The organism is Bacteroidia bacterium (assembly GCA_019695265.1).
In the GTDB taxonomy this organism is placed as follows: Bacteria; Bacteroidota; Bacteroidia; order JAIBAJ01; family JAIBAJ01; genus JAIBAJ01.
Map to the genome: position 1 here is coordinate 104,377 of JAIBAJ010000001.1, position 13,705 is coordinate 118,081.

Genomic DNA, 13,705 nt, shown 5'->3' on the forward strand with positions numbered 1-13,705 from the left:
CTACTATTCCAGTATCTTATTCCTTAATTTCCAAAGGATTTCGTTATGTTTGAAAAATTTTTTTATTAAGCAAATCTACCTACTTGCAATCGCCTTACTCTTAAGCTTGGGAAGTTCAGCCCAATTCTTAATTTCCAAAACCTTTATCCGCTCCTATTCAAAAGCTGAATTGGATTCCACACTGAATTCAGTTGGAATTCCGGCAAGTATTGTTGGAACCAAATGGGGTATTGATACTTATAAAGTACTTTACAATACCGTTAGTTGGGACAGCACCTCCACCTATGCCTCCGGTTTACTTGTTGTGCCTCGACTTCCCGGTTGTAGTTTCCCCATTGCCATGTATGCCCATGGAACCATGACCTACAAAGACGATGCTCCTTCCAGAATAGCAGGAATGGAAGCCTATATCGGTTTAATCATTTCCTCCTTTGGATATGTTTCCATTTTACCAGATTATTTAGGAATGGGTGACGGTCCGGGCTTGCATCCATATCAACATAAACATACAGAGGCTACCTGCATAGTCGATCTAATCCGAGCAACCAAAGAAGCTCTTCCCGATTTAAATATTAGTCACAATAATCAATTGTTCTTAACAGGCTATTCCCAAGGTGGGCACGCTGCTATGGCCGCCCAGGAACTCATTCAAAACCACCTCTCGAACGAAATGACCGTAACTGCAAGTGCACCTCTTAGCGGTGCATACTCACTTAGTGGGGTTATGGCCGATTTGCTTCTGTTGGATGACGTTTACCCTGAACCTGCTTATTTGCCCTATTTGGTCTTCGGATGGAACCAAATTTACCACTTTTACGACAACCCTTCTGAAATTTTAGCCTCCCCTTGGGATACCCTGCTTCCTCCCCTTTACGACGGAAACCATAACTTTGGTGAAATAAACAGTATAGCACCCGCAGTTCCTAAAACCATCTTTAAACAAACTCAGATTGACTCATTTATTAATGACAGCAATTATTTCTTTCGAGTTGCCTTGCGCGACAACGATTCCTACCAGTTTGTTCCAACCAGTCCAACCTACATGATGTTTTGCCGCTCCGACACCAGGGTACCTTTCGAAAATGCGGTTACTGCAATTGAATATTTCAACGCAAATGGCTGCCAAAATTGCGATACCCTCGACGTTAATCCGGCTTTGGATCACATGGATTGTGCCCAATTTGCGGTGTTAAACGTTAAACAATTTTTTGAAGGACTAGCAATTCACGATAGTTGTGCGGCTATGTCATACGAAGAATCCGTGGGAGGATGGGAAATTGGTGTAGATTGGATTTACAATCAGTTGGTGGTAAATATGGCCGGTAAAATTTCTGAACCTGCCCAATTATCGGTATTTTCCGTTACCGGCGATTTGGTAGCACGATTTGATGTGAATTTCAAAGACCAACAGTTTTTCCCTATCGAAAACATTGGGGCAGGAGTTTATATTGCACAGCTATCTAGCAAGGAAAAATTGTTCCGAGTGAAAAAATTTGTCGTTGCAAAATAAAATTTTAAAAAGACGAAAAAAGGAGGCAAATCTCCTTATCTTTGCAGCAGTTCTTTACAAACTTATCAAGAACGGTGGAGGGAAAGGCCCTATGAAACCGTAGCAACCGGAGCAATATTCGGTGCTAAGTCCTATCTTCCTTTAAGAAGAAGAGATAAGTCGGTGTACGCTTAATAATTTGATTTAGAAAGCCTCGCTGATTTATTTCAGCGGGGCTTTTTTGTTTTGCTTGTAATCGAACCAACCTAAGGTTTGAAATGAATAAATAATAAAATCCAGTTGCCCGGCAAAATTTAATTTGAAAACACCTTACTCCTTCCTCACCAATTTTTGCCTTTTTAATAAACAAATACTTCTTGCTATTTAATATGACCACTATTTACCAAGCTCTCGAAAAAAGAATTCTCGTCCTCGATGGGGCTATGGGAACTATGATTCAACGTTACCATTTGGAAGAGGCTGATTTCCGCGGTCAGATTTTTTTAAATCACTCCCACCCCTTGAAAGGGAACAACGACCTGCTTTCTATTACCCGACCAGATGTTATTAAAGCCATTCACCGCGAATACCTGCAGGCAGGAGCCGATATTATTGAAACCAATACCTTCAGTGGAACCTGGATTGCCCAAGCCGACTATAAATTGGAAAGTGCAGTTTACGACATCAATTTCCAATCTGCTAAAATTGCTAAGGAAGTTGCAGCTGAATTTACTGCCCAAAACCCCGATAAGCCTCGCTTTGTTGCCGGTGCCATGGGACCCACCAACCGAACCGCTTCCCTCTCCCCCGATGTTAACAACCCGGGCTACCGTGCCATTACCTTCGACCAATTGGTCGACGCATACTCCGAACAAGTAAAGGCACTAATCGAAGGTGGATGCGACCTCCTCCTTGTGGAAACTATCTTCGACACCTTAAATGCCAAAGCAGCGCTTTTCGCCATTGACCAATACTTCGACCAAACCGGCACCAAACTGCCAATCATGGTCAGCGGTACAATCACTGATGCTAGCGGCCGAACCCTTTCCGGACAAACCGTTGAAGCATTTTTACATTCCGTTTCCCACTTGCCTCTTCTTAGTATTGGACTAAACTGCGCCCTTGGTGCACCGCAAATGAGGCCTCACATTCAAACCCTATCTAAAAATACCGAATTCCGAATCTCTGCCTACCCCAACGCAGGTTTGCCTAATGCTTTCGGAGAATACGACGAAACCCCCGACATTACCGCAGCTCACATCCGCGATTGGCTAGAACATAACTTCGTTAATATTGTTGGAGGTTGCTGTGGAACTACTCCGGACCATATTCGTGCCATAGCTAATGAAGCAGCCAAATTCTCTCCCAGACCTCTGCCTCAACTTCCCAAAATCCCTCACTACAGCGGTTTAGAACCTTTAACCATTTACGAGGGTAGCAACTTCATCAATGTGGGTGAAAGAACCAATGTAACAGGTAGTAAAAAATTCGCTAAGCTTATCTTAGAAGGCAATTTCGAAGAAGCACTTGCCATCGCTCGTCAACAAGTTGAAAACGGAGCCCAGGTGATTGATATCAATATGGATGAAGGTATGTTGGATGGCGTTCAGGCCATGACCAACTTCCTAAACCTCATTGCCTCTGAACCCGAAATTTCCAAAGTGCCCATCATGATCGATAGCTCCAAATGGACCGTTTTGGAAGCCGGCCTCAAATGCATTCAGGGTAAAGCCATCGTCAATTCTATCTCCCTTAAAGAAGGTGAAGAAAAATTCATCGAACAGGCCAAACTCGTTCGTCGATATGGCGCCGCCGTAATCGTCATGGCTTTCGATGAAAAAGGACAAGCCGATAATTACCAACGACGTATTGAAGTTTGTGAACGTGCCTACCGAATCCTCACCGAAAAAATAGGATTCCCTGCTACCGACATCATTTTCGACCCCAATATCCTTACTGTTGCAACCGGAATAGAAGAACATAATAACTATGCGGTTGACTTTATCAATGCAACCCGATGGATTAAAGAACATCTCCCCGGAACCAAAGTGAGCGGAGGTGTCAGCAATATATCGTTTTCTTTCCGTGGAAATGAACCCGTGCGTGAAGCCATGCACACCGCTTTCCTATACCATGCCATTAAAGCCGGTTTAGATATGGGAATTGTTAATGCAGGACAAATCGGTGTGTACGACGAAATACCCAAAGACCTCCTGGAACGCGTAGAAGATGTACTCCTGAACCGTAGACCGGATGCAACAGAACGCCTCGTTGAATTTGCCGAAAGCCTGAAAGGTACTAAGGGCAAAGCAGAGAAAAAAGATGAAGAATGGAGGAATGCCCCCGTGGAAGACCGCCTGAAACATGCTCTGATAAAAGGTATGGTCGAGTTTATTGATGCCGATACCGAAGAAGCCCGACTTAAATACGAAAAACCATTGTCTGTTATCGAAGGTCCTCTCATGGACGGCATGAATGTAGTTGGTGACCTGTTTGGACAAGGGAAAATGTTCTTACCTCAGGTTGTGAAAAGCGCCAGGGTTATGAAAAAAGCAGTTGCTTACCTCATGCCATTTATGGATGCAGAAAAAGAAGCCGGGGCAAGCCAATCTCAAGGAAAGGTGCTTATGGCAACCGTAAAAGGCGATGTGCACGATATTGGTAAAAATATCGTTGGCGTAGTTCTAGGTTGTAATAATTACGAAGTTATCGACCTGGGAGTGATGGTTCCTACCGAAAAAATCCTCGATACCGCACTTGCCGAAAATGTGGATGTAATAGGCCTCAGCGGACTTATTACCCCTTCCCTCGACGAAATGGTTTCCATCGCTAAAGAAATGGAACGCAGGGGCATGAAAACACCTCTACTCATCGGCGGAGCAACTACTTCCAGGGTTCATACCGCAGTTAAAATTGAACCACATTACAGCGGAACCACCGTTCACGTCCTGGATGCAAGTCGAAGCGTTCCCGTAGTTAGCAACTTGCTCTCCAAGGATGCTAAAACCAAATTCGAAACCGATTTAAAAGCCGAATACCAAAAACTAAGAGAACATCACAATAAACATAAATCCGAAAAAGAACTCATTAGCCTGGAAGAGGCTAGAAAAAACAAATACCAGGCAAACTGGAACTCCGCCAATCGCATTAAACCATCCTTCCTGGGTATAAAATCCTTCGAAAATTACCCTCTGGACGAAATTGCTCAACACATCGACTGGACTCCCTTTTTCCAAGCCTGGGAATTGGCCGGTAGGTTTCCTAAAATTCTGGATGACGAAATTGTTGGAAAAGAAGCTCAAAAACTCTTTGCTGATGCCCAATCCATGCTTCAACGAATTGTAAACGAAAAATGGCTGACCGCCAAGGCAAGCATTGGTTTTTGGAGAGCAAATCAAGTCAACCACGACGATATCGCTCTGTTTGCTGATGATGCCGGAACCCAACAATTTCAAACCTTGCACACCCTTCGTCAACAAGGTAAAAAAGCTGCGAATGTTCCAAGCTTGGCATTGGCCGATTTTGTCGCCCCTAAAGAAGCAGGCGAAGATTACATCGGCGCCTTTGCACTTACAACAGGTATCGGAATTGAAAAATGGATTGAACAATTTGAAAAAGATCACGACGATTATTCTTCCATCATGCTCAAAGCCCTGGCTGACCGCTTGGCAGAAGCTTTTGCAGAATTAATGCATCGTAAAGTAAGAACCGAATTATGGGGCTATGCTAAATCAGAAAACCTCACCAACGAACAATTAATTGATGAGGCTTACCAAGGAATTCGTCCGGCACCTGGTTATCCTGCTTGTCCGGATCATACCGAAAAACCGGCTATTTTCCAATTGCTCGATGCGGAAAATCTTACCCAAATTCATTTAACCGAAAGCTTGGCTATGTACCCCACTGCTGCTGTTTGTGGCCTGTATTTCGCTCATCCGGAAGCCAAATATTTTGGATTAGGTAAAATCGCCAAAGATCAGGTGGAAGATTATGCCAAACGCAAAGGCCAATCGGTTGAATACATCGAGAAATGGCTGGGCCCGTGGTTAGGTTACTAGTTTATTTATTTGGCGGGTCCCATTCGCATTAACTAAGTGCATCGGCCCAAAAGAAGCAAGGCTCATGGTCGGGCTATACGTTCCAAGTCCTCGCCGCCCGGGCTAACGCCGCGGTCGCCTGTGGGCTTTCCACTGCTATCCCTACCCGACTACAGCCCAAAATTTCACGCTTTGAACTAACCCCATCAAGCTTCCATGTTTGTATGAAAACATACATTTTGGGGTTCCGACCGGGTAGGGATTGTAACGGAAAGCCCACAACCCGAACACTTTCGGGTGAGGACTTGAAGTGAAAAGCCCGACCTGAGCCCTTGCAAAAAACCCTGAAATCGAAACAAAATCGGAAGGCGAAGGGACCCGCCAAAAAAAAGAACGAAATATTCAAAAAAAACAAACCCGGTCAGTTCCTGGAACCGCCGGGTTTAAAAAGCCCCTGAATAGGCTTAAAGAATTTACAATCCGTTAGTTGTTTAGGATTTTAGCATTAGGATAACGTTGTAACCAACTATGAAATGCTTCTTTACTCCTTACGATAATGGTTGTTCTACTGTCTAATTGCACAGTTATTCTTTCAATACCCTCTTCCGACGCTTTGGTTTTTGCTGATCTCGCCATAACTTGTTTCTAATTAACGGGGCTAATGTATGGCTGTTACTGAAAGTGCCAAATGATTTTTCGTTAAAAAGAACTAATATTCGTCATAATTTAGACTAACAACTCAAGCCTGTAAACCAATCCTCACATACCGTAGTCAAGTGCTGATTTTCAACACATTAATTCTTTTTCGAATTCTGTGAAAGCAAAAATCCAATATCTAAACCGGTAAACACCACATAGTAAGTCATAAACCACAAAAGGAAAGAAACTGCATCGGAATTGTGGGTAAATACATAAATTATTATGAAGGCAAAATACAAGGCCAACTTAATGCCCATACTTCCCATAAATACGTTTATAAAACTTTGAGGCCGCCCACTGATGGCATTGGAGACAAAATAATGAGAAACGGATGAGGCAAGGAAAATAAACAATACGCTAAAAGGCAAAACAGGCAGTAAAACCAAATCGGGAACCAACTGATGTGCAATAAATGGAGCGGCAATACAGAGCAAGGCAACCGAACCGGATACCAACATAAACTGAGAAAAACTTTTGGAAAACTTCATACAGGTTAAATACCATTTTTATCCCATTCCAAACCTTGGAAATAGGCCATTTGTTTATTAATTTTTTTAGGAGATAAGGTTCTGCCAATCCAGGCAAACACAGAAACGATAGGACCAATAACTGACAATGCCGCCACGATGTAATACAAAAACAATTTCAATCGAAAATAACGATTGGGGTTTCCGGGACCACCCTTTTTACGAATGAAATTGGCCCAGAGTCCAAAAAGTCGAATAGCCCGGGTTTCGATAGGAATCAGATTAGGATTAACTGCTACCGCATTGGCTTTTACAAGTTCAGGTTGCATGCCTGAAAAATCACCTTTAGACAAATAAGCATGAATAATTTCTCCAAACTTTGAAGCATGTTGAATTTGAGCATCAGTAACACCGGATGGACCAAAAATTCCACCCATAAATCCTTCCTTCTTACCTGCAAATAGCCAAGCTGAAAGGGTAATTAAACTTACCACATTTGAAGCCGGATCTACCAATGCAATATTCCCAACCAATCTTGCCTTACGAACCAATAACAATTCTTTCAATTTTTCCATGGCGTTTAGCCACATATTTCTGCACCCCGTAACAGTAATTATTGGCTTATTGGCAATTAGACTCTTAACATCTTCCTTTTCCAACAAGCCTTGCACTAACAAACTTGGCGATAAAAACCAGGGAGCATAACCAAGAATAACCAAATCGTAGCTCTCCATTTCCTGAATCGGCTCAACCAATAATTCGTCGGGTCGAGGCATGCCCAAAAATGTTTCGGGCATTAAATCAAAAAAAGTAGGAACAGTCCAGGGAAAAGGATAATCCTGAACGGGATAATACCGTTTGTAATCTACCTGATGACCGGCCATTTCCAAAGGCTTGGTTATGGAATTAAGAATTCGGGTAAGCTGTCCGGTTTGGCTCCAATAAAGCACTACTATCTTCGACACATTCTTTTGGTTAAGGAGAAAAAATCGGTCAAAAATAAAAATTTGTCCATGAGTTCTACTTAAAATCCATGGAAACTTAAAAAATGTCAGGGCTTTTTATGTAGGTTTGTGGTCTAAAGTTTAATTCGATTGAGAGTCCTGCTGTCGACATTTGCAATTTTTCTTTCCCTGGTTAGTTCGGGCCAATCGGACATGCTTCTTACCAATGGAAAGCTTAAAAAAGTATATGTTTATTCAATTGATTATTTCCATGTCAGATATGCTAAAAAGCTAAAACCCAACCTTAATTTGGCATTGGTAGAAAGCCAAACTAAAGTATTGGAACAGAATTTCCTGAAGAAACTTTACCTAATAAACACTCATTATAGCCAAAAACTAGAAAAGTATAAAGCCAAGGGAAAAAGTCAGAAGGAAGTGGATGAATTTAGCTTTGATCAAAAAATAAAACAAGCAACAGAAGAAGAAAAGCTTCAAAAAGAAAAAGACCTGGCAATAGCCAAACTCAGTTACCAAGGCTTAAAGAAAAAAAGAAAGGAAATGGTTTTTTCGGTAACAACGGAAGGAGTAGAACAGGTGATTTATAGTCCCGACACCTTGGGTTTTCTGGACTCAAGTAAGGTGGAAGTAGAATACAACGTTGGAGAAATGCGGAGGTATATTAAAGGAGAGCAAGACGGGCGCAAAGTAAAATCGCCTTGGGCTACCGTTTGGGGCACCGGAATTGGAGCCATTGGTGGCATAGGTGGAGCATTTTGGGGGCCAGTGATTCCAGCCACCTATATTGTTTTGGTTGCAGTAAAAAAGAAAAATAAAAACCTGGAAAAACAAGTTCCAAAACCGGAGTTATTAGAAGATGAAGCCTATATGGATGGATTTAATAAAACTGCCAAACGCCGCAAAGTTGCCAATGCTACCTATGGCGGAATTGCCGGACTTGCAGTTGGAATTGGAACTTACCTGTATCTTCTTAGGTTTAAATAGTCAAACCCATTTTAGTTTAAAGCCGCTTTTGAAAAATCAACTTTTCTACCTTTTACTTATTCTTACTTGCTTTGGATTGGGCTGTACACCTTCCGATCCAACCGATCCAACCATCATTGATAATACCAAAGAGACCAACTTTGTTTCTGATTGGATGGAAAAATTGGGAAGTACTTCTTCACGTGCCGGGCTCAATTCCCCCAAAGCTTCCAGGGTATTTGCCTATTGCGGCATTGCTTGCTACGAAGGAATTCACTTTAGCAATACCCAACTCCATTCACTGGAAAACAAAATAAATGGACTAACCAACTTACCTAAACCTTCCGATTCCAAGTCTTACCATTGGGGATTGGTTTCCAGTTTTGCACAAAAGCAGGTTTCTTTTTATTTGTTTAACACCGCCTCTATCGAGTTGAGGCAGGAATTGGTTGATTTAGCACAAAACCACCGCAGCCAACTCATGAATCAGGGGGTTAGCGCTGAAATTATCGGCAATTCCATTTATTTTGGCGAAGAACTAGGTAATGCCATCATTCAATGGATTATGAATGATAATTTTAAAACCGCAGATACCAGCTCCTATACCATTCCTACAGGTTTAGGTTTATGGGAACCAACAGCTTCCGGAAATCCGGTTTTGCCACATTGGGATAAATTTCGTTACCTCGTTTCTGACCCGGAAATGGTTTGCAGCCCAGGAATTCCAAACTACTTTTCTACCGAAACCAACTCCATTTACTACCAGGATGCCTATGAAGTTTACGAACTTAGCTCTGCTATAACTGACGACCAAAAACAAATAGCCGACTACTGGGCTGATGGTAAAAATGGAGTTAGTGCAGCTCATCATGCACTGGAATTGTTGCGAAATATCATTCGACAAAAGAACCTTAACCAGGAAACCTCGGCTTTAGCATTTGTTAAATTAAGTATTGGACTCAGCGATGTTTACCAAAATTGCTGGAAAACCAAATACCAACACAATTCCATGCGGCCTGAAACTTACATCAAACAACAATTAAACAATAACTGGCAACCCTACCTTAGCTCTCCTGCTACACCTGAATTTAGTTCTGCCATGGCCGTGCAATCCGGGATGATTTACCAAGTATTCCAGGACCTATTTGGCGATTTAAATGTGGTTGATAGTAGTTTGGTATCAAAAGGAATTAGCCCCCGAAGCTACTCAAGTGTAAATCAGTTAGTTGATGAAGCAGCCTACTCGTCCTTGTATGGAGGAACTCAATTTAGACATAGCATTGAACAGGGAATGTATCAAGGTCGTTGTATTGGGCAAAAAATCAACGAATTGGACTTGTAAAACCAAGCGCTAAGCTCACAATCTAATCGTAAAATTCAACCTGATTGGAATTAACTCCGGCAAGAGTTATCGCTATTTTCTACTTGAATCCAATATCATGTTGGGACAAATTCATTCTTTTCCTCCGATATTTCAATTAGCCTAACCGATAGCAATTCTGTTAAGGTATAATCCAGGTTTAGCATTAATAGATATAAATAACTTTTGCATCGGTACATTCCGGTATAATTTTCAAAATAGTTTTTGGACTATTTCTCAATTCACATTGATATAACCCAATTTTTTTCCAACTTGCAGCCATGACCATTCAAGAAGCACAAACCAAAGTTGATCAATGGATAAAGACCACCGGAGTGAGGTATTTCAATGAGCTAACCAATACCGCCATCCTCATGGAAGAAGTTGGCGAAGTGGCTAGAATTATGTCAAGAAAATTTGGCGAACAATCCTTTAAGGAAGGCGAAAACGATGAAAAACTTGGCGACGAAATGGCGGATGTTCTTTTTGTACTAATTTGCTTAGCCAACCAAACAGGAATAGACCTAACTCAATCCCTTGAAAAAAATTTAGACAAAAAATCCAAAAGGGATGCCAACCGACATAAAAACAATCCAAAATTAACAAGCTAGTTCATGGAGTCATTTGTAGAAAGGGTAGCGCAACATATATTAACCAATTATCCGGATCAGATTCACCAATTAGCGGTTGTATTTCCCAACCGCAGGGCAGGTACTTTTTTAAAAAGAACCCTGGCTCGTTTGGCCGGTAAACCAATTTGGTCGCCTTCTACTTTTTCAACCGAAGAGTTTATGGTAAAACTATCCGGGATGACCTTACTGGATAACCTAAGTGCCTTGTTTAAGCTATACCAGGTTTATACCGAATTGGAAGGAGAGAAAGCCGATACTTTTGAAAAATTTATGGGCTGGGGGCCGACTTTAGTAAAAGATTTTAATGAAATTGACCTATTTCAAATTGATGCCAGGCAATTGCTGAATTACCTATCAGATGTAGAAAAATTAAAACAATGGAATGTTGGTGACCCCGAGCCAACTCCTTTGCAAAAAGAATACTTAGAATTTTGGGAAAAGCTTTCAAGTTGGTACCTTGCCTATACCCAAGTTCTAAAACAAGAAAATAGCGGTTACCAAGGACTCATATTTAGGGAAGTAGCACAATCAAAACTCCGATACACTTCCAATCTTCCATTTAAGAAAATAATTTTGGCAGGATTTAACGCCCTCAACACCTGCGAAGAAGAGCTATTCTCCTTTTTGATAGAAAGTGGACAAGCAGATATGTTGTGGGATCTGGATAGCTATTACACCCAAGATCCAATACAAGAAGCCGGGTACAACTTCCGAAAACTCGCTAACAAAGCTGTAATTACCAAGGCAATAAAACCATTAGAAGTCAATTACTTATCCGAATTACCGAAGAAAATCACCATTACCGGAGTTCCTATGCAAACCGCTCAGGCCAGGTCCATGCAACTGTTGCTGGAAGAATGCGCCACCCGGGAGTCCATCAGCATTGAAACAGCTATAGTACTTGGAAATGAAGAGTTAATTTATCCGGTTCTATCTTCCATTCCGGTTTCATTGGGAAATTTCAATGCCACCTTAGGTCTACCATACGGATCTACCAAATCCTTTTCATTCATGATGATAGTGTTGGAATTAATGGAATATTCCAACCTTCATCACCGAATTTCAAACCGTTTGCTTTTGTCTTTATGTTTACACCCCTATGCCGAACACTGGTTGGGGATAGAATCCATAAGACAAATACAAAAAAACCTTCAAGAAAAAAAAATCAAATTTGGCTTCAGCTTTGAGGAACTCATGGACGACATGAGTCCAAAAAATCAAACCAAATTTCAATGGTTGAAAGCCCAAATGTTCAACCCGACTGAAACTTGCCAAATTTTAAATAACCTTGTTGAAGAGATTCTGGAGAAATTAAATCTAACTAGCCATTCTGACGACTTGGAAACCGAAGAACAAATTGGTCAAAATCTATTAAGTCAGGAATTGTACTTCACGAAGGAAATTTTAGAAAAACTAGGTCGGTTTATTCCGTTATTGCCTAGCAACGAAATCAGTCTAAAATCATTAATCAAAATCATTAATCTTTTAGCAGCGAAAGAAAGTATTCCCCTCGTTGGAGAGCCATTAAAGGGGCTGCAAGTAATGGGAATGTTAGAAACACGGAACCTGGATTTTAAAAACATTTTCCTTCTGGGTTTTAACGAAGGCAAAATTCCATCCGGAGAAAACACCGCTACCTTTATTTCCAACGAATCCCGGTTTCATTTTGAACTACCAACCCAGCATGAGCGGGATGCAGTTTTCGCTTATCACTTTTATAGATTAATGCAACGTGCTGAGAACATTTGGCTCATTTACGATACGGATGAAGAAAAAGGAGAACCCAGTCGATTTTTGCTTCAGGTAGAAAAGGAATGGTCTAAAATAAATAAGAACCTTAGTATTGAATACAGGAATCCATTTCAGCTACCAACTGCTGCAAAGGAGCCCAATTTACTAGTAAAAAAGAATCCAAACCACCTGGAAAGCATTTGGAAAATAGGACAAGAAAATGGCTTTTCACCAACTGCTTTAAACTCCTTTAGAAAATGCAGCTTGCAGTATTATCTCAAATACCTGGCACGCATTCAAGGAGAAGAAAGGGAGGAAACCCAATTAGAATATAACTTGTTTGGAACCATTATTCATGCTTGTTTAGAAACCTTGTTTACACCCTTTATAGGAACCCGGATTTCGAAAGAAATAGTGGAAATAATTCAAAGCCGAAGTAATGAAGAGTTAGAACAAAAATTTGAAGAATTAACCCATATTGCAATACAGGATGCCGGAAGATATATCATTGATTTAGAGATTGCAAAAACCTATATTTCCAATTATTTGGATAAACTTTCTGAAGAATTAACCCAGGAAACCATCCTTTATACCTTGGAAAAAACCATGGAATGGTGGATAGATTTAGGTGAAGAAAAGCGAGTAAAAATCAGCGGAAAAACCGACCGAATTGACCGGATTGGCTCGGATTACTTTGTACTAGACTATAAAACCGGAAAAATTGATAAAAAAGAATTGAATCTTAATGAATGGGAAGAATTGCTTGAAAAACCAAATCTAGACAAGGTTTTCCAATTAATAAGTTATTCCTGGTTATTGAACCGTTCTGAACAAGTTCCGCCCGAAGACATTGTACCCGCCTTCATTTCATTTCGAAAGTTAAATGACTGGCACTTGAAACTTACCCTATCACCCGGCATTTCTTCCCAAACAGATCGATTAGACAAGGAAAGCCTTGTTAAATTTGAAGAAATTATAAAAACTATATTGAACAATTTGTTGGATATAAATCAAAATTTCACTCAGACCGAAAACAAGAAAATCTGCGAATCTTGCGATTACAAAAAACTATGTTCCCGATAAATTTAACCTAAAAATGTCATTAGAAATTTTAAACTACGTTTCGAGACAAGTGTTAGGATGGTTTTCAAGTATTTTTTACCGAGAGAACATTTTGTAATATCAATTTATATATTAATTTTCTTATGTAAAATTGTAATAACATAATGTATCCTCGGCATATTCCTAAATTGGTAAGAATACCGAGAGTACAAAATGTAAGTCCTATGAAGAGTTAATATTTCTTGTAAAATAGGACTAACATTTTGTTTCCTCGGCACTAACTAACACTAGCTCGGGGTTAAC

The 13,705-nt window shown here is 40.7% G+C and carries 9 protein-coding genes and 1 riboswitch; of the genes, 6 read left to right on the plus strand and 3 right to left on the minus strand.

Translation table 11 applies throughout. The features are described from left to right. The first annotated feature begins 49 nt into the window (after positions 1 to 49). Together K1X82_00415 and metH are read left to right on the plus strand one after the other, a co-directional pair. Positions 50 to 1,510 carry a T9SS type A sorting domain-containing protein gene (locus K1X82_00415; GenBank protein MBX7180547.1) on the plus strand — a complete coding sequence of 487 codons (1,461 nt, stop codon included), beginning with the start codon at positions 50 to 52 and terminating at the stop codon, positions 1,508 to 1,510. A 59-nt stretch (positions 1,511 to 1,569) separates the two neighbouring features. Next, a riboswitch (SAM riboswitch) is annotated at positions 1,570 to 1,671 on the plus strand. A gap of 207 nt (positions 1,672 to 1,878) precedes the next feature. Beyond that, positions 1,879 to 5,547 (plus strand): methionine synthase, encoded by a 3,669-nt coding sequence (gene metH / locus K1X82_00420; protein ID MBX7180548.1) that lies wholly within the window; start codon positions 1,879 to 1,881, stop codon positions 5,545 to 5,547. A 462-nt stretch (positions 5,548 to 6,009) separates the two neighbouring features. On the opposite strand, the gene K1X82_00425 is transcribed toward metH, so the two are convergent. The 3 genes from K1X82_00425 to K1X82_00435 all read right to left on the minus strand — a co-directional run bounded on the left by K1X82_00425 (position 6,010) and on the right by K1X82_00435 (position 7,657). Next, entirely contained in the window at positions 6,010 to 6,162 is a 153-nt protein-coding gene (locus K1X82_00425; GenBank protein ID MBX7180549.1) for a hypothetical protein, read from the minus strand. 158 nt (positions 6,163 to 6,320) lie between these two features. Next, the gene (locus tag K1X82_00430) at positions 6,321 to 6,713 is read right to left on the minus strand and encodes a hypothetical protein (protein ID MBX7180550.1); all 393 of its coding nucleotides are present in this window, start codon (positions 6,711 to 6,713) and stop codon (positions 6,321 to 6,323) included. Positions 6,714 to 6,718: 5 nt separating this feature from the next. Beyond that, on the minus strand, positions 6,719 to 7,657 hold the full coding sequence (locus K1X82_00435; protein MBX7180551.1) for a hypothetical protein: 939 nt from the start codon (positions 7,655 to 7,657) through the stop codon (positions 6,719 to 6,721). Between the two features lie 192 nt (positions 7,658 to 7,849). Here K1X82_00435 and K1X82_00440 point away from each other — a divergent pair, with 192 nt between their 5' ends. From K1X82_00440 to K1X82_00455, 4 genes are all read left to right on the plus strand, one after another. Beyond that, positions 7,850 to 8,638, plus strand: coding sequence for a hypothetical protein (locus K1X82_00440; GenBank protein MBX7180552.1), 789 nt, complete (start codon positions 7,850 to 7,852; stop codon positions 8,636 to 8,638). After that, positions 8,574 to 9,959 (plus strand): vanadium-dependent haloperoxidase, encoded by a 1,386-nt coding sequence (locus K1X82_00445; GenBank protein MBX7180553.1) that lies wholly within the window; start codon positions 8,574 to 8,576, stop codon positions 9,957 to 9,959. Before K1X82_00440 ends, K1X82_00445 begins: the two co-directional genes overlap by 65 nt. A 299-nt stretch (positions 9,960 to 10,258) precedes the next feature. Then, positions 10,259 to 10,588: a nucleotide pyrophosphohydrolase gene (locus tag K1X82_00450; GenBank protein ID MBX7180554.1), complete on the plus strand. Its 330-nt coding sequence runs from the start codon at positions 10,259 to 10,261 to the stop codon at positions 10,586 to 10,588. Positions 10,589 to 10,591: 3 nt separating this feature from the next. Beyond that, entirely contained in the window at positions 10,592 to 13,423 is a 2,832-nt protein-coding gene (locus K1X82_00455) for a PD-(D/E)XK nuclease family protein (protein MBX7180555.1), read from the plus strand. Positions 13,424 to 13,705: the final 282 nt, after the last annotated feature.